General features: G+C 44.5%; 27 protein-coding genes. 16 read left to right on the top strand and 11 right to left on the bottom strand.

Features of this window, described 5'->3' with window-relative positions:
• Nucleotides 1-25 precede the first annotated feature (25 nt).
• The 10 genes from K401_RS0101570 to K401_RS0101525 all read left to right on the top strand — a co-directional run bounded on the left by K401_RS0101570 (nucleotide 26) and on the right by K401_RS0101525 (nucleotide 12,116).
• Nucleotides 26-3,307: an InlB B-repeat-containing protein gene (locus tag K401_RS0101570; protein WP_166435252.1), complete on the top strand. Its 3,282-nt coding sequence runs from the start codon at nucleotides 26-28 to the stop codon at nucleotides 3,305-3,307.
• Between the two features lies 1 nt (nucleotide 3,308).
• Nucleotides 3,309-3,884, top strand: coding sequence for a signal peptidase I (gene lepB, locus K401_RS0101565; protein ID WP_024291320.1), 576 nt, complete (start codon nucleotides 3,309-3,311; stop codon nucleotides 3,882-3,884).
• A gap of 54 nt (nucleotides 3,885-3,938) precedes the next feature.
• Nucleotides 3,939-5,240: a DUF7601 domain-containing protein gene (locus K401_RS0101560; RefSeq protein WP_024291319.1), complete on the top strand. Its 1,302-nt coding sequence runs from the start codon at nucleotides 3,939-3,941 to the stop codon at nucleotides 5,238-5,240.
• A gap of 48 nt (nucleotides 5,241-5,288) precedes the next feature.
• Nucleotides 5,289-6,221, top strand: coding sequence for a class B sortase (gene srtB, locus K401_RS0101555; protein ID WP_024291318.1), 933 nt, complete (start codon nucleotides 5,289-5,291; stop codon nucleotides 6,219-6,221).
• A 6-nt stretch (nucleotides 6,222-6,227) separates the two neighbouring features.
• The gene (locus K401_RS0101550) at nucleotides 6,228-7,424 is read left to right on the top strand and encodes a Spy0128 family protein (protein WP_024291317.1); all 1,197 of its coding nucleotides are present in this window, start codon (nucleotides 6,228-6,230) and stop codon (nucleotides 7,422-7,424) included.
• A gap of 41 nt (nucleotides 7,425-7,465) precedes the next feature.
• On the top strand, nucleotides 7,466-8,224 hold the full coding sequence (locus K401_RS0101545) for a class B sortase (protein ID WP_084493049.1): 759 nt from the start codon (nucleotides 7,466-7,468) through the stop codon (nucleotides 8,222-8,224).
• A gap of 28 nt (nucleotides 8,225-8,252) precedes the next feature.
• A complete protein-coding gene (locus tag K401_RS0101540; protein WP_024291315.1) occupies nucleotides 8,253-8,720 on the top strand; it encodes a hypothetical protein in 468 nt (155 codons plus the stop codon).
• A gap of 13 nt (nucleotides 8,721-8,733) precedes the next feature.
• Nucleotides 8,734-9,567 (top strand): ICP22 family protein, encoded by an 834-nt coding sequence (locus K401_RS0101535; protein ID WP_024291314.1) that lies wholly within the window; start codon nucleotides 8,734-8,736, stop codon nucleotides 9,565-9,567.
• A gap of 442 nt (nucleotides 9,568-10,009) precedes the next feature.
• Nucleotides 10,010-10,792: a LytR/AlgR family response regulator transcription factor gene (locus tag K401_RS0101530; protein WP_024291313.1), complete on the top strand. Its 783-nt coding sequence runs from the start codon at nucleotides 10,010-10,012 to the stop codon at nucleotides 10,790-10,792.
• A complete protein-coding gene (locus K401_RS0101525) occupies nucleotides 10,761-12,116 on the top strand; it encodes a sensor histidine kinase (RefSeq protein ID WP_024291312.1) in 1,356 nt (451 codons plus the stop codon). Before K401_RS0101530 ends, K401_RS0101525 begins: the two co-directional genes overlap by 32 nt.
• Before the next feature lie 15 nt (nucleotides 12,117-12,131).
• Here the strand turns inward: K401_RS0101525 and K401_RS0101520 are convergent, their stop codons facing one another.
• The 4 genes from K401_RS0101520 to K401_RS0101505 all read right to left on the bottom strand — a co-directional run bounded on the left by K401_RS0101520 (nucleotide 12,132) and on the right by K401_RS0101505 (nucleotide 16,080).
• A complete protein-coding gene (locus K401_RS0101520; RefSeq protein ID WP_024291311.1) occupies nucleotides 12,132-12,803 on the bottom strand; it encodes an IbrB-like domain-containing protein in 672 nt (223 codons plus the stop codon).
• Nucleotides 12,754-13,218: a GNAT family N-acetyltransferase gene (locus K401_RS0101515; protein WP_024291310.1), complete on the bottom strand. Its 465-nt coding sequence runs from the start codon at nucleotides 13,216-13,218 to the stop codon at nucleotides 12,754-12,756. Before K401_RS0101515 ends, K401_RS0101520 begins: the two co-directional genes overlap by 50 nt.
• The gene (locus K401_RS0101510; RefSeq protein ID WP_024291309.1) at nucleotides 13,199-14,512 is read right to left on the bottom strand and encodes a DUF3440 domain-containing protein; all 1,314 of its coding nucleotides are present in this window, start codon (nucleotides 14,510-14,512) and stop codon (nucleotides 13,199-13,201) included. The genes K401_RS0101515 and K401_RS0101510 overlap by 20 nt, the downstream gene beginning before the upstream one ends.
• A gap of 716 nt (nucleotides 14,513-15,228) precedes the next feature.
• On the bottom strand, nucleotides 15,229-16,080 hold the full coding sequence (locus tag K401_RS0101505) for an NAD-dependent epimerase/dehydratase family protein (RefSeq protein WP_024291308.1): 852 nt from the start codon (nucleotides 16,078-16,080) through the stop codon (nucleotides 15,229-15,231).
• A gap of 277 nt (nucleotides 16,081-16,357) precedes the next feature.
• Here K401_RS0101505 and K401_RS0101500 point away from each other — a divergent pair, with 277 nt between their 5' ends.
• Nucleotides 16,358-16,765 carry a hypothetical protein gene (locus K401_RS0101500; RefSeq protein WP_024291307.1) on the top strand — a complete coding sequence of 136 codons (408 nt, stop codon included), beginning with the start codon at nucleotides 16,358-16,360 and terminating at the stop codon, nucleotides 16,763-16,765.
• Here the strand turns inward: K401_RS0101500 and K401_RS30910 are convergent.
• From K401_RS30910 to K401_RS0101485, 3 genes are all read right to left on the bottom strand, one after another.
• Nucleotides 16,740-17,693, bottom strand: coding sequence for a collagen-like protein (locus K401_RS30910; RefSeq protein ID WP_051464001.1), 954 nt, complete (start codon nucleotides 17,691-17,693; stop codon nucleotides 16,740-16,742). The two genes, K401_RS0101500 and K401_RS30910, sit on opposite strands and share 26 nt — an antisense overlap.
• 350 nt (nucleotides 17,694-18,043) lie before the next feature.
• On the bottom strand, nucleotides 18,044-18,349 hold the full coding sequence (locus tag K401_RS0101490) for an AzlD domain-containing protein (protein WP_024291306.1): 306 nt from the start codon (nucleotides 18,347-18,349) through the stop codon (nucleotides 18,044-18,046).
• A complete protein-coding gene (locus K401_RS0101485) occupies nucleotides 18,342-19,064 on the bottom strand; it encodes an AzlC family ABC transporter permease (RefSeq protein ID WP_024291305.1) in 723 nt (240 codons plus the stop codon). Before K401_RS0101485 ends, K401_RS0101490 begins: the two co-directional genes overlap by 8 nt.
• Nucleotides 19,065-19,194: 130 nt before the next feature.
• On the opposite strand from K401_RS0101485, the gene K401_RS0101480 reads away from it, so the two are divergent.
• Nucleotides 19,195-20,079 (top strand): LysR family transcriptional regulator, encoded by an 885-nt coding sequence (locus K401_RS0101480; RefSeq protein ID WP_024291304.1) that lies wholly within the window; start codon nucleotides 19,195-19,197, stop codon nucleotides 20,077-20,079.
• Between the two features lie 60 nt (nucleotides 20,080-20,139).
• Nucleotides 20,140-20,664, top strand: coding sequence for an NUDIX hydrolase (locus K401_RS0101475; protein ID WP_024291303.1), 525 nt, complete (start codon nucleotides 20,140-20,142; stop codon nucleotides 20,662-20,664).
• On the opposite strand, the gene K401_RS0101470 is transcribed toward K401_RS0101475, so the two are convergent.
• From K401_RS0101470 to K401_RS0101460, 3 genes are read right to left on the bottom strand one after another with little or no spacing between them, the layout of a single operon-like run.
• Nucleotides 20,624-21,280: an ABC-2 transporter permease gene (locus K401_RS0101470; RefSeq protein WP_024291302.1), complete on the bottom strand. Its 657-nt coding sequence runs from the start codon at nucleotides 21,278-21,280 to the stop codon at nucleotides 20,624-20,626. The genes K401_RS0101475 and K401_RS0101470 overlap by 41 nt on opposite strands.
• Nucleotides 21,277-22,140: an ABC transporter ATP-binding protein gene (locus K401_RS0101465; RefSeq protein WP_024291301.1), complete on the bottom strand. Its 864-nt coding sequence runs from the start codon at nucleotides 22,138-22,140 to the stop codon at nucleotides 21,277-21,279. Before K401_RS0101465 ends, K401_RS0101470 begins: the two co-directional genes overlap by 4 nt.
• A 2-nt stretch (nucleotides 22,141-22,142) precedes the next feature.
• Nucleotides 22,143-22,520, bottom strand: coding sequence for a GntR family transcriptional regulator (locus K401_RS0101460; protein WP_024291300.1), 378 nt, complete (start codon nucleotides 22,518-22,520; stop codon nucleotides 22,143-22,145).
• Between the two features lie 468 nt (nucleotides 22,521-22,988).
• On the opposite strand from K401_RS0101460, the gene K401_RS0101450 reads away from it, so the two are divergent.
• Complete coding sequence (locus K401_RS0101450; protein WP_024291298.1) at nucleotides 22,989-24,905, top strand: endonuclease MutS2; 1,917 nt, start codon at nucleotides 22,989-22,991, stop codon at nucleotides 24,903-24,905.
• 59 nt (nucleotides 24,906-24,964) lie between these two features.
• On the opposite strand, the gene K401_RS0101445 is transcribed toward K401_RS0101450, so the two are convergent.
• Nucleotides 24,965-25,558, bottom strand: coding sequence for a ferritin-like domain-containing protein (locus K401_RS0101445; protein ID WP_024291297.1), 594 nt, complete (start codon nucleotides 25,556-25,558; stop codon nucleotides 24,965-24,967).
• Nucleotides 25,559-25,652: 94 nt separating this feature from the next.
• Here K401_RS0101445 and K401_RS0101440 point away from each other — a divergent pair, with 94 nt between their 5' ends.
• Complete coding sequence (locus K401_RS0101440) at nucleotides 25,653-26,231, top strand: NUDIX hydrolase (protein ID WP_024291296.1); 579 nt, start codon at nucleotides 25,653-25,655, stop codon at nucleotides 26,229-26,231.
• Between the two features lie 113 nt (nucleotides 26,232-26,344).
• Nucleotides 26,345-26,680 carry a cyclic-di-AMP receptor gene (locus K401_RS0101435; RefSeq protein ID WP_013271785.1) on the top strand — a complete coding sequence of 112 codons (336 nt, stop codon included), beginning with the start codon at nucleotides 26,345-26,347 and terminating at the stop codon, nucleotides 26,678-26,680.
• Nucleotides 26,681-26,724 lie beyond the last annotated feature (44 nt).

The raw sequence follows: 26,724 nt of genomic DNA, 5'->3' as shown, positions 1-26,724 counted from the left end.
AATAACAATGATGGAAAGATGTAATATGAAAAAACAATGTAATTTGTACGGCAGTTTTTCTCTGCTGCTTGTAATATTGCTGGTCTTCGGAGTATTGCCTATTACAGGGATCGCCCAAAACGACAGGGGAACAGAAGCAATCGCGTTTTTTGATGTGGTTGTGACAAAAGCGACTGTCCCGGCAGGAACGGAAAGAGAGGGTATTTCACTTCCTGAAACCTTGATGGCAACTCTGGAGGATGGAACGATAGCCGCCATTCCAATAATATGGAAGGACGGTGGGGGATATAACAAAGATACGGCAGGGATGTATACGTTCACTGCTGATATTGGCACATACCTATATGGGCAGGCGCGCCCTGTTGCAGTTGTAACGGTAACGGAACCTTCTTATGGGTCGTCCGGCAGCATCAGCGGAAGGCTTTGGCTGGATGAAAATGCGGACGGCGTGATGGATGAAGATGAGTCAGGCGTGGAAGATTATCCTGTAAGTCTCTATATGGCTGATGATCCTCATATTGCTGTACAGACTGCCAAAACCGGAACCGATGGTACTTACCGCTTTGAAAACATAGAGCCAGGCAGTTATGTAGTGGGCATTGCCCCTGAAATAATAGAGCAAACAGAATACCTGCTGCCAGTGATTGGAATGTCAGGAGACAATAAATTTGAGATCGTTGAAGTGGGCGAAGAAACGATCATGGCATACAGTGAAACGATTATAATTTCTGAGGAAACAGATACGGGGGAGGGGGCTGTGAACGCCGGTATTCGCTTACCGGGTAAAAAGGCTGCGCGGGTATGGACGGCAAGTAATTATAGTCAGTTGAAAACATACATAGGCCAGGCAGCGGAGAACGATATAATCGTAATATCAGGAGACATTGGATTTTTATCAAGTGAAAGTATTACCATTAATAAGAGTCTTATCTTTCGTTCCAGTTCCGGTAATCAGATTACCTTTTCCCAGCCCAATGCCAGGCGGCACTTCATCATAGATTCAAGCTCTAACGGCGGTGCGATTGAACTTACCTTTGAAAATATCGTGATTGACGGGAAAAAAAATGGTGGCGGATTCGAGATTAAGGCTGGAAAATCTCTTAAGCTTAACCTCACCAATTCTGTAATACAGAATTGTAATGCACAGTACGGAGGCGGCTTTCTGCTTAATACGGGAGCTGCGCTCACTCTTCATGGCGGTAAAATAACCGGAAATATCGGGAAAATGTACGGCGGCGGATTTTATGTTGATTCAGGTAATCTTACCATTCAAAGTACTGAAATGTCCGCAAATACTTCACCACAAAATGGGGGCGGAATTTACGTTGATTCAGGTAATCTCACCGTTGAAAGCACTAAAATATCCGGAAATACTGCGTCCCAAAATGGAGCCGGAATTTACGTTGATTCAGGTGATCTTACCGTTGAAAATACTGAAATATCCGGAAATGTTGCACTGCAAAATGGAGCTGGTGTTGATGTTAACAACAGCATTGTTTCTATCCGGGACAGCAGAATCTGTAATAATATTGCTCAATACGGTTCCAATCAAGGGAATCATCTGGGTGGCGGGTTGTATGGAAAAGAATCCAACGTCACCATAGATGACAGTGAAATCTCTGGAAATACATCAACCCATGGAGGCGGAGTATACTTTGCTTCAGGCACGCTGACGGTCAATAATACAAAAATCTCTAATAATAAAGTGGTAATGACCGGCGGGGGGATTCAGATAAATTCTATCACAAATTCAGGTATTACAGCGGCTATTAACATCACTGGCAGTGAAATCTCCGGCAATGAATCGGAGATGGGCGGCGGCGGTATTGGCATAGACGGTAGAAGTTCATCAGAAGAGATGATGAATACAATCAAGGATTGCAGCATCTTCGGCAATAAGTCGCCTTTCTTTGGCGGTGCTATACTGAGCAGCGGAGGAAATATTGCGGTTATTAATTCAAATATCTCCAACAATACGGCGGGATACGGCGGAGGTGTATACCTTTATGCTCAAGCAACTTTTACAATCAGCGGCGGTGAAATTTCCGGAAATGCTGCACTTGCTTCCTACGGCAGCTTTGGAGGAGGTCAGGGCGGTGGTATCCACGGCAGGGGTAACAGTATCATTACAATCAAGGATGGTGGGAAAATCACTAACAATGTTGCAGAATCAGTGGAAAGCGATTCAGGCAGGGGCGGCGGAGTTTATTTAAATCAGAGTCCGATTGTCGTTGAAAGCGGTGAAATTTTCGGCAATATGGCAAAGCAAAGCGGCGGCGGCATTTACAGCGAAGCGAATGGAACCGTTAAAATCCAGGCCGGAAAAATTGAGGGTAATCTGGCGCCCAACGGCGGCGGCATTTACGTGACGCCCCTGGCCAACCTTACGGTTACTTCAGATGAAGTGGTATTTAACGATAACATTGCCGGCAAGGCTAATATTAAAAGTGAAGTTGATATGAATCTGCATGCACAAAAGATCTATACAACACATTTTACTGCGCCATTTGACTTTGCTTACAATAACTTTGACGTTGGATATAAGACGACTGCAACCGGTATTTTTTACACAGTGGAGTTTGATTCCTGTGGCGGAGATCTGGTTCATCCAAAGATCGTTGCACCCGGCAGCACCATTACAGCACCATCACCCGGCCCTACCCGTGACGGATACTCCTTTGCGGGCTGGTACAGGGATATTAACGGCACAAATCCCTGGAACTTTGCCTCAGATACGGTGACAGGTAATATGAAACTGTATGCAAAGTGGGCGCTCAGCAGCAGCGTTACTGTTTCCAAGACAGTAGCCGGTGATTATGGCGACAAAACAAAGGAATTTAATTTCACCATCAGGTTTATGAATGAAAACGGAAGTAAGCTTCCAGGGGGAATACAGTTTATATATACAGGCAGTATTATTTCAGGATCGGGAGCGGAAGCTCCGGCAGGCGGTATGCTGACACTGGACAGTAACGGCGAAGCAGCGTTCACACTGAAACATGGCCAGCAAATTACCATTGCAGGTGCCGCAATGAACAGCAAGGTTCAAATTGTTGAGAACCTTGCTGCAGGCTATACCACATCGTTCCGGGACGAAAATACGATATATACCGGAGCAGATACAGGGATATGTACATTGGCTGATGCAGCCAAAACCTTTGCTTATATAAATACCAGAACTGCCGTTGTGCCCACCGGTGTATCAGCGGGAGGCAGTAAGCCCTTAGTTTTTCTGGCATTGCCCATGCTGCTGGGAGCCGGCCTGGGAACTGGCAAAGTCCTTCGCAGATATAAAAGGAGTTTATAACATGGGAGAAGTTTATAAACATGCAAAAACCAAAAGGATCTTAAGGAGCCGGGAACCACCAGGGGAACCGGTAATGGTATCTGAACCTTCTCTGTTAATGGAAATTTTGTTTCTGTTAGCCAAGATTGCAGCGGTGCTGCTGGTCATGCTGCTAGGCTTCACCTTTATGTTCGGCCTTTGCCGCAATGTGGACGCCTCTATGACTCCTGCAGTTAAAGACGGTGACCTGGTGATCTTCTACCGACTGGACAAAAACTATGTGGCCGATGATACCCTTGTGCTGGAATTTGAGGGAAAAAAACAGGTGCGCAGGGTGATTGCTACGGCAGGTGATATTGTGGATATCACGGAGGAAGGGCTGTTCATCAACGGTGCACTGCAGCAGGAAACAAAGATATATGCCCCGACTCAGCGGTACGAAGTCGGTGCGGAGTTCCCGATTACAGTCAGGGAAGGGCAGGTATTTGTCCTTGGAGACAGCCGGGTAAACGCCACAGACAGCCGCATATATGGCGCTGTGGATTTCAAAGACACACTGGGGAAAGTGATAACAATCCTCAGACGAAGAGATATATAAAACCTTTGTGTTTCTATATATAAACATGCTAAATATTAAATAAGGAGTAAAAAAATGATTAAAAAACAAAAAAAGCGGTTCCCGCGTATGCTCTTAACGGCGGCACTTGCCGTGGTAATGTGCCTGGAAGTTACTGCACCTGCATTTGCAGATGGCGGTCCCCTCACTGGAAGTGAAACCAACCCTGCCAAAGCGTCTATAACAAAAATGCTGGACATGCCGGAAGGAACAACGACACCTGCGGCGAATTTCACTTTTTCTTTCACAAAGAAAAACTATATGGGAGAAACAACACAATCTGCTTTGAGCCAGATGCCGGACATTTCACCTGTAACTGTTTTATTCTCCAGCACCGATGCGGGCAGCACAGACAGCCAAACCGGAATCAAAAGCGTGCCAAAAGAAGTGGAAGTGACTCCCACCTTTACAAGTACGGGCATATATACATACGACATTACGGAGAATGAGAACACCTATACTATTGCAGATCCTGCGAAGGAAACCATGATTTATTCTCAGGCAAAATATGAAATCAGTTACTATGTAAAAGAGAAAAACGATCACTCAGGTTTCTATGTAGAAACGATTGTTACTAAAATCCTTGTAAATGACGACGGTACAGATGGTTCCGGCGAAAAGATTAATCCAAATCCCGGCGGTCCTACGGGAAGCGGCAGCTACAGCGGTCTTGTCTTCCGCAATGCCTATACAAAGAATACCGGAGGCGTGGACCCAACAATTCCCGGGAATCAGGTTCTTGCCATCAGTAAGGTTGTAGCAGGTGATTTTGCTGACCAGACAAAATACTTCAGCTATGATATTTCAATAACCAAACCTGCTGTGTTGACGGACGAGGTGACCTACAAGGCATATGTAATTGATTCTACCGGTGTGGTAACAGGGGATGCCAATGTAGCTTCTGGTGACACAGGCAGCATTCAAACCGATGATAACGGCAAAAAGTATATTAAAGTAACAACAGGAGCAACAAAGGTGATCAACCTCAAACATAACCAGATACTGGTTTTCAATGATTTAGAAGTTGGAGCAACATATGTTGCGAATTTACAAGGTGCTGTGGGTTATACTCCGAAAGCCCGGATTACTTCCAACGGCTCCGTGATAACTCCGGATTTAACTGCTCCTGAGGGACAAAACCTCAGTACCGGATCATGGCTTATCGGTGAGAGTAAGAATGGTGCTGATTTTACCAGCATGTTTAAAACCATAACTCCTACGGGCGTTGTAATCAATAACCTTCCCTTTATCATGATTCTGATCATAGGGGCAGGTGCGTTTACTGCTTTCGTAGTAGTGAAATCAAATAAAAGACGTGTTTACGGTTCCAAGCATTAAATGTCAGCCGGTAAGGCTGATATAAAATAATACCGGGAAGGAGTCCATATGAACATAGCAGCAATAAAGATCGGCAGAATAGCAGTAAAGGTCGCAAGCAATGTGGTTGATTTCATGATACTGACGATCATTCTGCTGATGATAGCGGTTTCCGCCTATGCCATGTGGGACTCTGACCAGGTATACCAGGCAGCAGACGCCTCCCGGTTCGCGGTTTACAAGCCCAGTGCAGAGGAAGACAGTGTATCCTTTACAGAGCTTCAGGCTATGAACCCGGAGGTGTTTGGCTGGCTGACTGTCTATGGTACCAATATAGACTATCCCATCGCGCAGGGTACCGACAATGCAAAATATGTGAATACCAGTGTCTTTGGGACCTACTCCCTTTCAGGAGCAATCTTCCTGGATTATTTAAACAACAAGGACTTCCAGGACTTTAACAGCATTTTGTACGGACATCACATGGAAAAACAAGCGATGTTCGGAGATCTTGGTTCCTTTAGCAATAAGAACTTTTTTGACAGCCGCATTTATGGAAATCTGTATTTCAGCGGCAAAGATCATGGACTGGAATTTTTTGCCTTTATTAAGACTGATGCATACGATGGAGGCGTATTTACACCCTGCATCCAGGGCAGGGAGGCACAGCAGGCATACCTGCAAAACCTCATGGATAAGGCCCTGTATACCCGGGATATTGGAGTGACTGCAGAAGATCATATCCTGCTTTTGACCACATGTTCTTCCGATTCAACCAATGGAAGGGACATTCTTGCAGCAAGAATTACGAACGAGTGCTACAGCAATACCTTTAATACGGAAAATATAAGGGAAGCAAACGGGCAGGTGCTGGTAGACATGCAAGACGGCATCTGGGAGAGCACCCCTGTGTGGCTGCGGATCACGCTATTAATAGTTTTGATCATCCTGTTTGTAATTGCCATTCATTATATATTAAAAAGAAAGCGCGTAAAGGAGTAGTGGAAGATGCCTTTTTTACATAAAGCACAGGGTAAAAGAATAACAACCATGGTTTGTCTGTTTGTTCTATTCATTTTGGTTATGGTACTTCCCAGGGCCGCTTATGCAGCGGTCACTTCGGTGCCGGTCACATTACGCATAGACCAGGTCTTTATAAAGAATAGCTTTGCTTTGGGTGTGAACAGTGTGTTTTCTTACACGTTAACCTCAATGGATGCCGCAAATCCAATGCCAGCGGGAAGTATCAGCGGCGTTTATTCCTTCACAGTCGATGGAACTGGCAGCAAAAATATTGATCCGATTTCCTTTAACAATACCGGTATCTACCGTTATGAAATCAAAGGAAATACGTTTTCCTCTGCAGCAGGATATAGTTACGACAATGAGGTTTATTCGTTGACTGTCTATGTGAGACAGCCGGCTAATCATCTTGTAACGGAAATTACTGTCCAAAAAGGTGATGGCAGCAAGGCGGGCCGTATTGAGTTTAAAAACACTTATACTCCTCTTGCAAGCAAGCCTGAAATCATGGTCGATCCGCCGGTGAAAAAAACTGTATCCGGAAATCCGTCTAAAGCCAGCACCTTCACCTTTTTACTGAAAGCAAAGAATGAGGCAAATCCCATGCCTGAGGGCAGTGCCAATGGTGTGAAAACCATAACTATTACGGGTTCAGGTAAGAAGGACTTTGGCTCATGGACATACACCAGGGAAGGAACGTATTATTACACCATCTCTGAAGTGAACACCAGACAATCGAGATACACTTATGATACCACTGTTTACACGATTACAGATGTTGTGAAGGATGTGAACGGCCAGCTGGATGTTACTCGGACAGTGACAAACGGATCCAATAAGCAAGTGGAATCCTGTATTTTTATAAACAAGTACAGTGGTGGAAGTAGTGGAGGCAGCGGAAATGGGGGAAGTGGCAAAGGCAGCATCAAAGGCGTAGATGCCGGAGTACCCAAAGCCGGCGCACCCCAGACAGGTGTACCTGAAGCTGACGTATCCGAAACGCGCATACCCAAAGCCGGACTATCCCAAATCGGCATACCCAAAACCGGCGATTCTATCAGATTCGGGTTCTATACAGCAATGTTTTTGGGCAGTTTTATCGTAGCGGCCTGTTGTATTATCTATCTGATCTTTACCAGCAGACGCAAAACAGAGGAAACGGTAAAAGCCATTGGCAGATGAAAGAGAATGATGGGAAGCTCATGAGAAAAAGGCAAAAACCAATGAAAATCGCAGCAGGGTTCCTTCTAATGGTTTCAGTCTGTGTTATGGTGTTTTCCTGGTACAAGATGAGGGAAAGCTTACAGATTTATGCAGAAGGGGATCAAAACTATAAGCAGCTGCAAACGCAGATCCGGCATCCGGCAGGTGCCAATGCTTCTGAATCAGAAGCATTGGCGCTGGTGGATATTCCGTCAATCTACATAGATTTTGAAATGCTTCAAAAAGTTAATACTGACGCTGCTGTATGGCTTTACTGTCCTGATACTGAAATCGACTATCCTGTTATGTGCTCCGACGATTACAACTGGTATCTACACCATCTGCCGGACGGAACTTATCATGTGAACGGAACATTATTTCTTGACTACAGCTGTCCGCCGGATTTTAGCGGCAGGTTGAGCATCATTTACGGGCACAACATGAAATCGGGCAAGATGTTTGGTTCCCTGGTAAAATATAAGGAACAGAAATATTTTGAACAGTACCCTTACCTGTACCTTTATACAGAACAGGGAAACTACCGGATAGATCTGAAATATGGCTGTGTCATCGGTGCAGATCAATGGCGTGACCAGGCATTTATGTTCGAAGGAAATCTGGAAGCGCTGCTGTCACACGCATCATCAAAAACAACCTTTGAAAGCGGCACAGAATATACGGACCGTGATAAGTTTATTGTGCTTTCCACGTGCAGCTATGAGTTTGACGATGCCCGGTATATTGTAATCGGAGTTTTAAGGCCAGAATATGGAGCATAAAAACAGGTACGAAAGGAAGTAACAAAAAGTGATATTAACGAAAGAATCGATAGATACGGTTAAGCTGACAAGAAGATTCAGTAAATGCTATGATGCCAGGGAAGTGGATCTTTTACTTGATAAGATTGCGGCAGCAGCCGATGAGCAGTGCAGGGAGCTTGAACAGCTGCGCAGCGTTCAGGCAGAATATATGGAGATGAAGAGTCAGATTTCGGAAGCGCTTCTGATTGGGCAAAAGGCAGCGGCAGATTTAATGGAACAAACGAAGCAGGAATGTGCCCATGAACTGGCAGTACTGCACAAGAAGAAAACTGTATTGCAGGAAGAAATATCCTCTCTTGAACGGTATAAGATTCTTGCATTTCAAAGGATTAAAAATGAAATTGGAAAACTGCTTGGCGATCCGGAATATGCGGAGACGCCGCCGCAATATGCAATAGAAAAGAATGAAACAGACGGTCCCGGCAATTTGCCCGAGGAGATAGAATGTAAATAAGGAGGAAGGTCAAATGAAAAAATGGAGTACAATTGTCTTGTGTGCGGTTTTGTTTACCGGATTGGTCGCACGAGCCATCCTTCCGGTATCTGCACAGGAGGAAATCCAGCTTGATGAGCTCCAGGCTGCAGAGTCTGAGCCTCAAGTTACAGAGTCTGAGCCTCAAGTTACAGAGTCTGAACCCCAGGACAACATGGAGCCGATTCCAGGAGATGGGGAGTATCCTGAAGAAAGCGATAATGAGGAGGAGGATCAGGAAGCAGCTATAGACCAACCGGAACAAAGCGAATCCCTGGAGACCTCCAAAGAAACGGAGGGAACCCCTTCCCAGGCTATGCCAGATGGATCTGACTATGAAGGAGAAAATCTGCCGGAGGCAGGAACTGGTGGAAGCGGTGGGATTCTGATTCGGGAGGAGCTGCCAGTCCTGCAAGAAAACGAGAGCAATCCGAATGTTGCGGAAGCGATGCATGCCGCACACAGCAGCCTGGATGAGCGCATTGATTATATCGCTGATTTGCTGGGCATGTCAGAAACCTATACTCTCATAGAAGGGGAAGATAATTTTTGTGAAGCACTTTCCATCTATGCCATAAGACATGGACAGACCGAGAATTATCCCTATGAGATACAAATTACGGGCACGGATGACTTTGCTGAGCTTCAATCCATATATTGGAGCCTGAATATTGTAAATGGAGCAAAAACAGGAGCAAATGCTGTGATCCGTGTAGTGCAGCCTTCGGGTATGGATGTATACAATCTGTCAGATTCCGAACGGAATGTATATAGAATACTTAATTCTGAAGAGAACAAAGAAAAAATCAGCGCACTGCCTCAAGGCTGATATAGCTGTAAGCACCCGAAGGATGAGAATCCTTTGGGTGTTTTTTATTTTTCCAATCTTCCAATCCATGATCATCATGCTCACAGCTGCTTAAACGGTTGCTGTACCGGTCATACAAGGCCCGGACAGAAGAATCTCCCTAAAATGTAGTCAATACCAATAGGTTGTAAATACATACAAAATATGTTATACTGCTAATGCATTTTGTAAGTAAGGAAGAGGGCATAAGCATCATAAACGAACTGAAATATTGGCCGGTTTATGGGATCAAAAGGTATTTTATGGTAGGTTTAGTTTACTCGAAAAGACCTTTCTTCCAATTTTAAGATTTATGAGAAACCGGAGTGTACAACATTTGTCTTTAACTTGAAATTAGGGCGAATATATATTTTAGTACTGTTGAAATAAAGATGACGCCCGAGAGAAAGGTTGGTGAATAATTATGATGACAATATTTTTATGTGATGATAATCAAAATACCTGTGCAGAATATGCCCGGTTGATTAAAAAGATTGCAAAGAAAAACGGGGTGGAGGTCATTGTTTTCTCCTTCAACAGCGGGGAAGAGCTGTTATTTCACTTGGCAGATTCACCCAATCGGGCGGACATCATTTATCTGGATATCCTTATGGGTAAACTGAATGGTATTGAAACGGCAAAGAAACTAAGAGAACTTCAATGCAGTTCGGAAATCATTTTTCTGACCACAAGTGAAGATTTTGTTTATAAAGCTTACGATATTTCTCCGGTACATTATCTGCTGAAATCAAAAACGTCCACTGCTAAATTTGAGGAAGTATTTTTAAGGGCAATGACTTTAGCCCTGAAAAAGGAATACGATATGTTCCTTTGTGAGTCGGGGACAACTCAAAAGGTAATTCCTGTCAAGGATATCTCTTTTTTTGAAATCAGGAAACGAATCATAACAGTTCATTATAATGGAGGAGAAAGCTTTGATTTCTATTCGACAATGGAGCAATTGGAGAATCAGCTGCTTCACAAGGGATTCGTTCGCATTCATCGTTCATATATTGTGAATTTGTTTTACATTTCTCAATTTCAGAATAACATTCTATATCTAAAAACAGGTGAAAAAGTTACCGTAGGCACAACATATATGCAACAAACGAAAAAAGCTTTTGTTGATTATGTCAGTCACGCCAGTATCCATGATTGCGGAAAGGGAGAAAATCATGTCAGGGCTTATTTCACTCATTATTTATGATGTTTTTATCTATCTTGATTACAAGGCGGTGTTTCCGTCGAAAAGGAGCCATTGGCTTTATGGCGCAGCTGCGCTTGCCGTCAATATCGGTGTTGCCGTGCCAGCCTATTTGCTGCTGGATCCCCGGTTTGCCATTTATCTCATTATAGGTTCTGTAATGCTGGCCAACCATTTGCTGTTTTATGTAAACTACATGCAGATTCTTTATGTAGGCAGCATCTACATGTTTTCCTTATACAGCAGTATGGGCATAGTCTTTTCGCTGTATTCCATTATTTTTCATACCAGCATCAAAGACATTTTCTTGCGGGATATCCAGAATCAGGTAATGCTTCCATTAGTTGTGCTGCTTTCAATCGCATGGGATTTACTTTCCCGCAAGTTGATTGTTACACATAAAAAGGCCGGGCATTTGCTTCATAACAGGAGGCAGCTGAAATTCGTTGTCATTTACCTTTTTTTCCAACTGCTGTTTCTCACACTTATTAATGATGGCCGTTATTATGACAACATCAGATCCTCTGCTTGGTTCACTGTACTTTATCTGGGCGCCTGCATTATCAGTAAATTATGGTTGCTGTTTGTCCTGCATCATACGACTCAGGTATCCGAATTGTTTGAGTACGAGTTGTATACCTATCAATTACAGGATCAGCTTTCCCGCCAAATGCGTCATTATCAATCCTATCGTAAATATACGGAAAGCTATCGGGCATTTCGGCACGATTATGAAAATTTGATGGCTTCTTTAAAAGCTTTGCTGAACCGCCAGGAATATAAAAAAGCCATACGAATGTTAGACGGCATCCATGATACGATGCAGCGGAATGTACTTGTTCACAAAAGCTATTCTGACAATATTATATTGGATGCCATATTAAAGGATGCGGCCGATGTTTGTGAAGAAAAGAACATCCATTTTTCCGCACATGCATATCTTCCGGAAACTGTACCAATGACGGAATTGGACATTGTCCGTGTTTTTGCAAATATCATTAACAACGCAATAGAAGCCTGCAATAAGTTGTCCGGTCAGGAACGATTCATTGAGGTAAAGAGCAACGGAAATCAGAATTGGGTCATCATTGAGATAACCAATTCTTTTAACGGTGAGTTATTGATAGAAGGCGATGAACCGGAGACAACGAAAGAGGACAAGGATTTGCATGGCTTTGGGCTGCGAATCATTAAGGAAACGATTGAAAGCCTTGGAGGTTTAGTTGTAATTGATCCGGATAAGGAAAAGAGAGTGTTCAAAATCAGGGTCTGTATGCCTCAGACCCCATACCTTATGGATTTTAAAGAAAAGTCCCCATCAATTTGATGACGGCCTGATTCTTTACTTGTAATATTTATTCTCAAATTCGGTCCACGACTTAGAAAATTCGTGATTTTGAAACGCTTCCTTCAATCCGCTGATTTGTTTTAAGCGGATAATTTCATCCGGCTCCATGCCCAGGTTTTTTCCTATTCTGGCCTCGGACCAGCCCATTTTTGACAGCGTAACGACAATCTCGCTCATAGAACGGATTTGATGGGTTCCTCTCGCCCGGTTATGGCGGATCGTTGAGCCAATGCGTTCATCCAGGGGTTTGTCAATAATGGTTAATGGCAAGTAACCATGGCGTCTTTTTGCGATGTCGGGATACCTGCCAATTTTGTTGCGGTGAAATCCGTCTGTAATTTCGTAGTGATCGTTGTCGATACGGTAGGATACGATTGGCTGTGTAAAATCGTCCATGCGGATAGACGTATAAAGCAGCTCCATTTCATCCGGGGCGACCTTGTTGGGATTGTAATCATTCGCCTGTATTTTTTTGGCGGGGATCCACTCCACCAGATCCACAGGATCATGAAACGGGGAACATTCATTTAAAGCCCGCCGGATCTTGTTCAGAGCCTGTATCTTTTCGTGCAGTTTCATTGGATAAAGAAGATTCCTGATGTTTTCAATACAGTTTTCAAGCTCCGTATTGCAGGTTTCTGATGTTTTCTTTTCTGTGAATTTCATAAGTGTCCTCCTGACCTTCTCTGCATAAAAACCAGTAGTGTTTGGTGGTTCGATATATGTTAAAACCCTGCTTCACATAATAATCCTTAATAAACTCAATGTTGGTAGAGGTATGCACGGGCATGTTAATTTCGCAGCAATATTTGAACCGGGCTTTTGTTAAAGCTTTGAACAAACCTTGCCTTCGGTACTTTGTCTCTACATATTCCGTGGAAAATAATATATATTCACTCTTAATCAGCAGAGATGAAAAAGCGGCGACCCGTCCTTCTCTTTCGATCAGGAACCAGACCCGGTCAGGTTCGTTGCGCAGGTAAGGCATTTGCCGAATGTATCTCTCCTCGGCGAAAAAGCGCCCCATCTTGGAATAGAAAAGCGCTTTATCGTATTTTCCCTCAAAACATTGTATTTCCATGATCCACCTCCATGATTATCTCACGCATCTTCTTGTCCTGCGCGTCCTCCAAATGTATAAGATTCTGGTATTGCTTTTTAAGCTGAATCAATAGCTCTGCGTCTGATTTTGACGGTGCAAAGCTGAGCCGGCGCAGCCAAAAATCATTTTTTTCAATAGCTCTGGCTATCCGCCTCCAGGATGGTATCTTTTTCTTCGCCTCCAGCTCCCGGTTGGCTTCGTCTGGTATGTGATCCAGCTGGAATCCATGGGAAGACCACCATTTCAAATAAATCTTTATTTTGCGGTGGTAGTGATCCCTCAGCTCAGGAGAATAAAGGCCGAGGCTTTCAAGCAGTAATACGGTATATTGCTGCCAGGTCAGTCCTGCGGGCTTCTCAGACTTCATGTTTCCCAGCAGTGATGATCTGGCATAGATATTTCCGAAATTCACGCCATGCACCCTGTTTACAACCTTTTCCCAGGTCTCAGACTCCAGCGCACGGAACTGGTCCAATCCGTTGCGCTGGTCATCCCCGTATGGCTGGCAGAGCCGCTGCAAATGGATGCTCACCCCGTTTTTGTACATCAGCTCATAAATCTCATTATAGGCAAGTCCCAAACGGCTCACAGCGCCCCAGATATCTTCAGTTCGCCAATCGTACAGCGGATAGAAATGATAGATTTCGCAATCAGGCCCAGGGACCCGCAGCTTTGTTGTCCATCCGTAATCCTGATACCTTTCTTTTCTTTTGCTTATAATGGTATTGAGACGGTTAAGACTTTCGTTGCTCCGGATAGCAATGCCGACCCCGATAGTATTGCCGTGGGTTTTTTGGAACCATTGGCTGAACTGATATGTAAATTCTTCAAACTCCATGCCCCGATAAAACCATATCCAGTCTTTTGGCAGGTTATCTTCGTTTATCACACAGGCGTATTGCGGCATATCCCGCACCCACTTCTCCCGCTCATCTGGATCCCAGCAGATCCATTTTGGCTGAATGACGGATACTGCGTTGCGAAGTGACAGGGGCAGGCAGCACCAGTAAAACCTGTCCACTACATCCGCTGTCATCCGGCGCAGTTCTTCGATGTGATGAATCGTAGCCTGATACTGTGCTTCCAGATCAATATACTGGACGCTGAATTTTTTGCCCCTCAGCCGGGCTATGTATGCACAGAGCTGGAGCATGACGGACGAGTCCTTGCCGCCGGACACGCAGAGGTATAGGTGGGAGAAATTTGAAAACGCGATGTTAATCCGCCTCATTGCTGCAGTTAATACATCTTCTGAGGTATATATTTTGGGCATATAGATCACCTCTGTTTTGTGTATTGAAAAGCTGGATTTCAATAAATATTATCTTTAGTTCTTTCTGAGTATAGTCTTTCCGGCTCATAATTAAAACATGATTTGTTCCCAATTACCAGAATCATGTCCCCAATTTGCCCCAGTTTATAACATACCGGGGATTTTTATCACATAAACCCGTTGTATAAAACGAGGGACAATCTATTGTAATGGTACTGTAAATAGATGTATCCGGGCCAATCAGGAGCCAAACAGATGGAGTAAAATCAGGACAGATGACGTGAGCGATGTGGAGGGATTTATTATTGCCGAAAGCGGATTGGTAAGCTGCCGTGTCGGCGGAGAAACTTTATTTATACTTTCAAAAAGCTGCACGCCGTTGCAATCGGTGTAATCTACGCTGCATAAAGGGGGGATCGGTAAACGCATGTTCATATGCAAAATATTGGGAGGTGTTTTGGTATGAAGTAACGGAAATGTGGGATTGCGCCTGAGACAACAGCACAGGTATTGCCTGCTCCTTCCGCATTACCTGGCTCGCTGTCTTTTTGAACTCCTTGAGAAGATGCTGAATCAGTTATTGTAATTGTAAACCAGTGTTGAGCTTTAGTTTATTCCAATATCACAAAAATGAAGTTTTCTCCGGTATGCTTGATGACCAGGGACAAACAGCACCTGCAGATTGTAAAATCTATCCTCCGGCGTTTTATTAAGGATTATCCTTGAGGTACGTTGTCTCTCCAGAAATGAACAGGTTTCCAGCCTAAGATGTTTTTGGCTTTTTCATTGGAATATAAAGTCTGATACTCATCAATTGGTGTACGAATGTCGGTCACATCTGGATATTCAGCTCTCATCAGATCACAACTTTTGATGTCCATACAGTTATCATCAGCGGCGAGATTCATTACAATAGAACCGAGTCCCTCTTTTTCGATGGCAAGGCGGCAGGCCACAGCAATATCACGGGCATCAATATAATTCCACATAAGTTGTTTTCGTTTTTTTGAGTCATGAATAAAGCCAGGGAAGTTTAAATACTTTTCTTTGCTTATAATATTGCCGATCCGAAACGAGACAATCTGCATTCCGCAGCGTCGGTGAATGGCATCAGCAATCGTTTCACCAACAATCTTTCCAAGGCCATAACTATCTTCGGGAAGTGTAGGATGTTCTTCATCTATGGGGACGTAAACAGGTGCCAGCCCCTGACGAGAGTTGCAGATACCGTAAGTACATTCGCTGGAGGCAATAACCGCTTTTGTAATTCCTAATCCTGCCGCTGCTTCGAGAATATTGTATGTACCTGTTACATTATTTTGAAATGTCACCTCATTGGGATAAATGTATGCGGAAGGGATTGCAGCAAGATGGATCACTGCATAGGCGCCTTCTAAAATTCCATAACACTCGCCCAAATTGGTTAAGTCTGCCGTCATATGCCGTGTCAAAGACTCAGCCGGTTTTATTTTGTCTGCACTCAAAACCTCATATCCCTGTTCTAAAAAGTGCTTAACTACATAGGAGCCAAGAAGACCCGCGGTTCCGGTTATCACTATTTTCTTCATATACCAATAATTCCTTTCTTTATTGTGGATGTATGTTATTTGGCAGTAATACTGTGTGATAATTATAAACCTTAACGCTAACTTTAAGTCAACAGTTACTTGCTTTTTTATTGTTATGATGTTTTTGGCATATAAAATTTAATTCTAACTTCATGATTGTAGGACTAACTTCAGTTTGTAAAGGTAAATTCATTCTGCATGATGTTAGTCTTACACACCGTTTTATGTTATGATGTTTTTGGCAGTGGATCCTCCATATTTTCAGGAGGTATACACAATGAATTCTAAGAATAAAACTTACAACCGGAAACACTTGACCATGACCCAGCGCATATGGATTGAGAAAGACCCCGCTACTGTTTTGAAAGAAGTGAAGCGCAACCGCTTTTCTCCAAAACGAAGCGAGGTCTGGAAACCTCTTCCATGTAACAGAAAAAGAGAATGCCAGATTCGTTTTCTGTGCAATGGTTTGGATTGTACTAATCTTTGTAAAAGCTGTTACACGCCTGCCAGAGAATGTAAAAGCTGTATTGATATCTGCCCGGACTATCTGCCAAAGAACAGCCTGAATGGAGGCACTCCATTCAGGCTGTTTCATTTAACTCTTTATCATATTGCTAAGCTTACGCTCATGGATACAGTGCTGCAAAAGTATAATACTAAGGTGCAAGCTGAAGCAGTTTGACACTAAGCGATGCGTTCGCATTGGCTGCCAGGCTGACTGTCACAGGTCCCGTTGACTGCAGTGCCAAATCGAGGACTGAGCCCGCACCTAGCGCCAGAATGACACTCCCCTGGATGATGGTATTTTCCGTGAGAGACAAAAGAACGGATTGCAGAGTAGAAGTAAGGAACGTGCTTCCTCCGTTAAAACGCACTCCGGCATTAATTGTTGTAGTCGTTGCAGCTGGGGCGAAACGAATCATGAAGTTTACCTCGTAAAAACCAGAGAGACTAACTTGAATCGTATTACTGCCAAGAACGACGTTGGAAGAAGGCATCTGGGTTGCCAGAGCAACCTGTGATACCTGATCTGCGGCGGTAAAGGTAAATGACTGGGGTACAATTGAAAAGAGTCCCCCGTATGCAATTGTGGTTTCTCCTTGTGGACCCGTTGGTCCGGTAGGTCCCTGTATACCCTGAGGTCCTTGAGGCCCGGTAGGTCCAATGGGCCCCTGAGCACCCGTAGCACCCGTAGCACCGGTAGCGCCCGTTGGCCCGGTAGGTCCCTGTAATCCCTGAGGCCCTTGAGGTCCGATAGGCCCAACTGGTCCCTGAGCACCCGTAGCACCGGTAGCGCCGGTAGCACCCGTTGGTCCGGTAGGTCCCTGTAATCCCTGAGGTCCCTGAGGCCCGGTAGGTCCTTGAATTCCTTGAGGTCCTTGAGGTCCCTGAGGCCCTTGAGGTCCTTGTAATCCCTGCGGTCCCTGAGGCCCAGTTGGCCCGGTAGGTCCTGGACAGCCTCTTGGTCCGGTCGGCCCGGTAGGTCCTGGACAGCCTCTTGGTCCCGTTGGTCCGGTAGGTCCCTGGCAGCCTCTGGGTCCTTGTGGTCCAGGACAACAATTGCGTTCATCTTGGTAATAATTATCGTCCCTATTTCTACAATTACTCATTATAATTCCCTCCTGTTGAGGTGCGAAAATTTGGTTTCTGTAAATAGCAATTCTGTTTTTGATTAAAACCAGAATATAAAGGATGTTTGTACTCCTTTATATCTTAATATATGTATTGAAAGACAGGTTTGTTAGAAAACAGATCACTGCGAACTGAAGGGAAATATTTCGTTTTTATTTGGTGCGCCATAGGTTTTAAAAGGCCTGCTGCAGACTAAGCAGCGGCCCTTTTCAGAAAGTTAAGACAATGTTAATATGTAACAAACGTCTTTTCTCTTATGGAGATTTTGATTTCTAAAAGAGCCATAAGAAAGAAATATAGTCTGTAAACTGATCGCTTCAAAAAATGTTCATAGAAAGGATTCCAGTATAAAAACAACTAAGCAGGCGGCTATGGAAACCTGAAAAAGACTTTTTTCCTTATAAGCCAGAATGGCAGCTGTTAAAAGTGCCCCGGCACCGGACCATATATTTTTAGTGGCAATAAGAATAGCAGGAAAGGTCATTACCGACAACGTCACATAAGGAACATAGTAAAGGAAAGACCGGATAAAAGGGATCTTTATTTCCTGCCGGATCAGGGTCAGAGGAAGGACGCGGATTAAATAGGTAACTGCGGCCATGACCAGTATGTAAAGATAGATTCGGTTATTCATGGGAAACCTCCGTAGTATCAGGAACCGGAAAGAAAAAAGCAGCGGCTCCTGCAATTGCAACAGTCAGTATGATCAGCCTGAATCCGGAAGAAATCCTGTGCAGTACCGGAATCAGAAAAAACAAAAGGCTTAAAATCATGGAAACAGCGGTCACTCCTGCCAAAACCTTATCTTTCTTTGCAGGCGGAATGATAATTGCCAGAAACATCCCATATAAGGCTACGCCCAAAGCGCTTAGAGCCCTTTCTGGCAGAAGTTGTCCAAAGAAGGCTCCGGCAGCAGTCCCAAGTGTCCATCCCGGAATGGCCGGCAGAAAAAGGCCGTAGCAGTACCATGGGTTTAAGGGGCCCGGCCTGCACACGGAAACACCGAAGATTTCATCTGTTATTCCGTAGCTGATCAGCAGACGGTGATAAAATGGGGTTGTTTTGTCGAGCTTTTGGGAAATGGAACAGGACATGAGACAATAGCGCAGGTTAATGACCAGCTGGGCGACGGCCATTTCAGCGAAGGGAGCGCCTGCCGTGATAATACCCAGACCGGCAAATTGTCCTGCGGATGTCAGATTGGTAAGGGATATGACAACAGACTGCCATGGGGACAGTCCATAATTTAATGCCATAATCCCAAAGGTAAAGGATACGGCAAAGTAACCAAGACAGATGGGGATTCCATCCTTTATCCCGGATTTTAGCTGTTCTCTGCTGGTATTCATAAAGCTCCTCCCTCATAGGGCGTGACCACCCCTTGTTATGCTTATAAAAATATACCATGAATCTTTACATCAGTAAAACAAATGTTTATAATGAAAACATTAGAAAAACTGATGATAAGGAGCTGGGAATATGAAGCGGTACCGGGCAGTTATGAAGATTGTGGAAACAGGGGGATTTACCAGGGCTTCCGAAGAATTAGGGTATACACAGTCTGCCATCAGCCAGATGGTGCAGTCTTTAGAGGAAGAGCTTGGTGCTGTGCTGTTTATCCGTTCCAAAAAAGGAGTCATACTGACTCCTGACGGAGCGGAGCTTTTACCCTATATAAAAAATATATACCATGCTTACAGGGAGCTTACGGAAAAGCGAAAAGAGATGGAAGGGATCCAGAATGCTACCATCCGGGTCGGCACTTTTGCCAGTGTATCCTGTCATTGGCTGCCGGGATTGATTAAAATGTTTAAAGAAAAGTACCCATTGGTCAGCTTTGAACTATACCAGGGGGATTATACAGCAATTGAGCAGCTGGTAAAGGATGGAAGCGTGGATTTTGGCCTTATCAATCCCCTGGCAGTGGGGGATCAGGAACTTAAGACCATCCCGTTAAAGAAGGATCCCATGCTGGCCGTCCTGCCCCTTTCCCATCCCCTGGCCAGGCATAAAAGGATCGTGTTAAAGGAACTGGCATCAGAACCTTTCATTCTTCTGGAGGAAGGAAGCTTAAATGAACCAATGGAATGCTTTCGTGAGCATGGAATTGAGCCTAACCTCCAGTATATTGTCCATGATGATTATACGATCATGGCCATGATTGAAAAGGGGCTGGGAGTCGGGATTTTATCAGAGCTTATATTAAACCGTGTAAATTATGATATATCGGTAAGAGAGACAGAGCCGCCATTAGCCAGAACCATTGGTGTTGTTTTTAAGGATAAGAAAATTCTGCCCTTTGCCAGCAGGCGGTTCCTGGAATATCTCACAGAAGAATATGGGGAACTGGACGCCGGGATCTAATGCGGCCGGGAGGAAAAGAGGAGCTTTAGGAAATAATGATTAACCATGGAGGATGAAAGAATGAGGCATGAAAATTTAACAACCCTTTGTTATATAGAACGGGAGGGCAGATATCTGATGCTGCACCGGATTAAAAAGAAGGGTGACATGAACCAGGACAAGTGGCTGGGGGTCGGAGGCCACTTGGAGGAAGGAGAGAGCCCAGAGGAATGTCTTTTGCGGGAGGTAAAGGAAGAGACCGGATTATCCCTGCGTTCCTACCGGCTCAGAGGCATAATAACCTTTGTATCAGATAAATATCCGGATGAGTACATGTTTTTGTACACGGCCGATGCATATGAAGGGGCCTTGACGGAATGTGAGGAAGGAGAGCTTAAATGGGTGCCCAAAGAAGAAACAGGCGGGCTGTCTCTCTGGGAAGGAGACCGTATTTTCTTTGAGCTGTTATTGGCGGACATTCCGTTTTTCTCTTTGAAGCTTGTGTACAGAGGCGATCATCTGGCAGAGGTTTTGTTAAACGGTACGCCGCTGCCGCCGCCCTGGCCTAGTCCAAAAGTTCCTTCTTCGCAAAAAGCCCATAGCTGATCTGATACATTACCAGATTCCAAACCAGTACCAATATGGGAGAAAGGCATAAGAGGATAAATATGGAGCGACCTGTAAAAGAAACACCCAGCAAGGTTAAAAGCTTATAGAAACCAAAGCAGATCGCAGCAGGAATCGTACAGGAAACAAACAACAATATGCGGGCTTTTTCCGCACCGAATTTAAACAGAAGCGGAATGGACATGCTTCCCATGATTTCTGCAATTACCAGACTCGCTCCACTGGTAAGCAGCAGCGTGAGAACATTACTTGGGCTGTTTAAAATAACCTGGTGAATAAGGAGGCCGCCTATGGAGCCAATGACCAAGCCAAAGAAAGCGCCAATGGCTGAAAAGATCAAAAGAACAACAAATTTTCCCACTACCACGTCCTTTTTGGTAACCGGCATTACCATGGCGTATTTCAACCATTTGGAATGATCATCAAAGCTGAATGTGGTGATGATCATCATGCTGAATAGAATGCCGCTAGTAATAATATAGGATTCCACTCCCACAGAAGGAATAAGAGCAAAAGCTAAAATAAGCTGCGAAAAAAGCATGGATTTGGCGTTATGTCCCATGTTATATAAATCTTTTAAAACCAAACTTTTCATTTTACCTGGTCTCCCTTCACATAGAGAAGAAGGATATCGTCAATGGAGGCATCATCTACCACGGACGCCTTGTACTTGCGGCGTGCCTTTTCCTTATCTGCCACCAGCACATCCCATTGATAGTCACGTTTCCGATAAGCAAGGATCTCTGATTTATCGATAGCATCGAACTGAGCCGTTGTGCATCTGATGATCCCATAATGATAGCGTAATTCATCTTTTTGTTTACAGAACAGGACCTTTCCTTTATGAATAAAGGTGATGTAATCTGCTACTTTCTCCAAATCCGTGGAAATATGGGAAGACATGAGGATGGAATGGTCTTCATCCTGCACGAAATCCAGAAACAAATCCAGGATATCGTCACGCATGACCGGATCAAGTCCGCCGGTGGCTTCATCCAGTATCAGAAGCTTCGGTTTATGGGAGAGGGCAACGGCAATGCCAAGCTTCATCTTCATCCCTCTGGAAAATGTTTTGATCTCTTTGCGGGGCGGAAGCTGTAACTTTTTCAAATAGCTGTTGTAAAGGGTCTCATCCCACTGCTTATAGGCAGCTGCCGAAATCCTGCCGACTTTTTCAGGCGTGAGTGTTTCATAGAAATTGATTCCTTCAAATACGACCCCTATGTCTTCCTTGATGCTTTTGGAATCGGAAGAAAGTTCCTGCCCCCCAAATTTCACCACACCTTCATCTCTTTGGATCAGATCAAGGATCCCATTGATGGTGGTGCTTTTACCGGCTCCGTTCTCACCGATCAATCCCATAATAGCTCCTTTTGGAACGGAAAATGATACATGATCCAGCTTAAAATCCGGATATTGTTTTGTCAGATCTTTAACCTGTAAAATTGGATCCATTTTTATTCCTCCTCCTGGTAAAACATGGTCAGAAGCTCAATCAGCTTGCTCAGTGAAATACCGCTGGTGCGGGCGATTTCAGCGGCCTCCTGCAGATGCTCCTCGGCCTTGCGCTGCTGTTCTTCCTGAAAGAAATCTTTGTTTTGTGCCGATACAAAACTGCCCCGTCCAACGGTTGTCTCAATAAAGCCATCCCGCTGCAAATCTTCATAGGCTTTTTGTACGGTTATGACGCTGACATGAATGGATTTAGCCAATGCCCTCATGGATGGGATAGGATCACCCGTCTGCAGTTCTCCGCTCATAATCAGCGCTTTTATTTGGGAAGTGATCTGCTCATAGATGGGCTTATTTGTATTACTGCTGATTATAATCTCCACAGTATATCTCCTTGGTGTTGTGTAGTGTACTTATTGAATAAGCACATTATATACTTTGCTTTTCGCCTTGTCAATAGGAAAAAGTAAAAAATCCGGCAGGAGGAAGGAAAAGGGATTGACCGGATTTTCTTTCCGTGGTATAGTGATGAAAGTATAAATGATAGGATGTGTGTGTTTGTTAATTGTATTTAATCATGGAGCATAAGGCAGTTTTATATGAAAAGCAGGAGTGGGATGAGGAAGGCTACAGGTCTTACCTTTATTTCTTGTACCTGTTTTGCCCATGGAATACAAAGCAGACAGAACAAGGCGGAAAGCCTGTAAGACGTCGGTTTGTAGTCTTACAGGCTTTTTTTGTGCAGGCAATGAGCCGAACGAATATGCTTGCACAACCATTACCTGCCTGCCCCTATGCTCCATGAACCTCAGGAAACCAGTTGGAAAGCCAGAAGGAATGAGGAGAATTACATGGATCACACATTTCAGATTTTAGAATTTAATCTTATTTTAGAAAAACTCGAAGAATTTGCACACACAGAAACATCAAAAGAGAGAATACGGAATTTAACCCCATGCTTAAAGGAAGGTGAAGTGAAAAAAAGCCTTCGGGATACAACGGAAGCCAAAACTATCATCGACCGGATGGGGCTTCCTCCTGCAGTCAGCATGAACGGCTTGCAGGAGATCATGAACACAGCAAGGCAGGGCGGCTGCCTGTCCGCAGAGGAGCTGGAACGCACAGGCGGGATGCTCACCGCAGTAAAGCGATTTAAGGACTTTTTAAACCGGTGTAAATATTTAGAGCTTGGCCTTCCTTATTATGAGCAGGATTTGAACCCGCTGGAAGATTTGGCAAGAGAAATTTATGAAAGTGTCAGAAACGGAAGGGTGGAGGACAGCGCCAGCAAATATTTGAAAAACATCCGTCAGGATGTGGCCAGATTGGAAGAAAAACTGCGGACAAAAGCGGAAGCCATTTTAAGGGGAAATAAAAAATATTTTTCAGATTCCTATGTGACATTAAGAAACGGGAGGCTTTGCCTTCCGGTGAAAAAGGATTACAGGTCATTGGTTCCAGGCAGCGTCGTCGATCAGTCCTCAACCGGTTCCACCCTTTTTATTGAACCGGCTGCCATTATGGCCCTTAATGGAGAGCTGGAGCTTTTAAAGATTGAGGAGGACAATGAAGCAAGAAGGATTTTGTATACGCTCACTGCCTCAGTAGAAGAAAATTTAGAGGTGCTGGAAGGTGATAAACGCCTTTTGGAAAAGCTGGATTTCCTGTTTGCAAAGGGAAGCTTAAGCGCTTCAATGGCCGGCATTGAACCTGGAATTAATACGGACCGGATCATAAAGATCGTAAATGGGCGCCACCCTTTTATGAACCCGGAAACTGTGGTTCCTCTTGAGTTTGAACTGGGAAGGAAAGGGCGAGGCATTGTTATTACAGGGCCGAATACAGGCGGAAAGACTGTAGCCATCAAAACGGTGGGGCTTTTCTCCCTCATGGCTCAGTGCGGACTTCATGTACCCTGTAAGGAAGCGGATCTTTGCATGAACAGTCAGGTGCTCTGCGATATTGGAGATGGGCAGAACATTACAGAAAACCTGTCCACCTTTTCCGCCCACATTACCAATGTGATGAAGATTTTAGAGGCAGCCGGCCCGGAAAGTCTGGTCATCTTAGATGAACTGGGCTCAGGAACAGACCCGGCGGAAGGCATGGGAATTGCCATTGCCATACTGGAGGAGTTAAGAAACAACGGCTGTCTTTTCCTGGCAACCACACATTATCCGGAGGTGAAAACCTACGCAAAAGAAGCGGAAGGAATCACCAACGCCAGGATGGCGTTTGACAAGGAGACTCTTAAGCCTCTTTACCGCATGGAAATAGGAGAAGCAGGAGAAAGCTGCGCCCTTTATATAGCCAAACGTCTGGGAATGCCGGACAGCATGATAAGGAGAGCCAGAAGGTATGCTTACGGAGAGGGGGAAAGCTTACGGGAAGAGGAGCCGGGCTCTTTAAAAGAAGAGATTGATTTTGTAAAAACAGGCAGTCCCAAAATTGAAAAGCTGAAAAAAGCGTCTGGGAATAAAAATGTCATGGAACAAAAGTTCACCATTGGGGACAGCGTTTTTGTCTATCCGGAAAAGAAAAAGGGAATTGTGTGCACTCCTGTCAATGAGAAGGGCATGCTGCAGGTCCAGATGCCGGATAAGAAGATCTGGATCAACCAGAAGCGGGTGAAGCTTTTAGTGGCAGCAGAGGAGCTTTACCCTGAAGATTACGATTTTTCCATCATTTTCGATACCGTGGAAAACAGAAAAGCAAGACATAAGATGGAAAAAGGATATCAGAAGGACCTGGAAATAAGAATGGATTAAGTTTGCCGGAAAAGGGGTATGCCTCATGAAGCGCCCCTTTTCCGGAAGATGCCATGGTTTTATGTAGGTTCAGAGATGTGGCTGTCAGGAACGGCCTCTTCCGCGCAAACCTTGTAGTTGGAGGCCGGATTAAAAAGATCGTTGTTGAGCTCGGCCAGGATAAGCCGGAAGATCTGCACATGGCAAAGCTCATCTGCGATGATCCTGTTTAAGATTGCCTTGATCCGGCAGTCTTCGATCCACTCCGCCTGGGCCTGATATTTTTTAATGGCTTCCAGTTCATTGGCCAGGGAGTTGGCAACCAGGGCCCCGATCCGGGTGGGATAACGGTTGCAGGCAGGAGTCCAATACCTTGTGCGCCCGTTTTGATAGCTCCACAGCCTGGGGTCCGCCCCAAGCAGGAGGGCCAGTTCACCAAAGGTATTTAGATGATGCATTTCCACAATGCTGATCTTATGGAAGCATTCCGCAATATCGAAGAAGTAGCTTCTGGTGATCATACTGTTGTAAATGTAAAGGCTGATTGCGGACATTTCGGAATTACAGGCGCCTATGTTGGAAAGCATGGCTGCTGCATACTGCTTATTTTGAGAAATGCTCTCTATAGGAGGCCAGGGAGTGTTGTCTGAAAAAGCAAGAGCTGATAAATCCATATGATACCCTCATTTTAATTTGTTCTATTTTAAATATATCCGCCAGATGGTAGAGTATGACTTAAAAACACAGGAAGATGGAGGAAGTAAGGACATGGAATGCAGAGAAAAATTTAAGAAAACAGTAGAAGCCTTTTTGCCCTATAACGAGCAGGAAGAAAAGGATAAGGAGATGATTCTCCGATATCTGTCATCAGGGGAGCCGGTATTTTCCAGGGAAAGTACAGGCGCCCACATGTCGGCATCGGCCTGGGTGGTAAACAAGTCCCGTGATAAGGTCCTTATGGCCTACCATAATATCTATGACTCCTGGGCATGGACAGGAGGTCATGCAGACGGGGAAACCAATCTGCTGATGGTGGCGGTCAGGGAAGCCATGGAGGAAACCGGGATCACAGCCGTAAAGCCGGTTTCAGAAGATATTTTTTCCTTGGAAGTGCTGACAGTGGATGGGCATGAAAAGAGGGGAGCCTATGTTTCCTCCCACCTTCACTTAAATGTGACCTATCTCCTGGAAGCGGACGATAAGGAGGCACTTCACAAAAAAGAGGATGAAAACAGCGCCGTGGGCTGGTTTGGAATGGAAGAATGTCTGACGGCGGTAAATGAGCCGTGGATGAGGGAGAGGATCTACAAGAAGCTTCTTAATAAAATGAAGGATAGGAATTATTAACAGAAAATTGATAATTATTTTCTAATTTTCTGTTTTATTTTTCCTGATAATGTTTTATAATAGAGGCAGCTAATAAATAAAGTTTTGCCAAATAAGACAGCGAGGTGGTAGATATGAAGATAATTTACGCGATCGTCAGCTCCGATGATGGAAACAGGGTGACCGATGTGCTGAATGAACACCAGTTCAGCGTGACAAAACTTGCCACAACAGGTGGTTTCTTAAAAAAGGGAAACTCTACGTTAATGATCGGTACGGATGACGGACAGGTAGAAGAAGTCATCACTCTGATTAAGGATACTTGCGGAAAACGCCAAAAAATTACCTGCAACGTTCCGGCGCCCAATATTGCGTCTGTATCGGCCGGATATATGATGATGCCGATGACGGTGGAACTAGGCGGAGCTACTATATTTGTGACTGATGTAGAACGATTTGAAAAGATTTAAGAAATCAGCAAAGGGATTGCAGAGCAATCCCTTTTCGCAACTGC

This window comes from Lacrimispora indolis DSM 755 (assembly GCF_000526995.1).
GTDB classification, from domain to species: domain Bacteria; phylum Bacillota; class Clostridia; order Lachnospirales; family Lachnospiraceae; genus Lacrimispora; species Lacrimispora indolis.
Note: the sequence above shows the minus strand (reverse complement) of the source record. Positions and strands in the feature narration are given on the sequence as shown.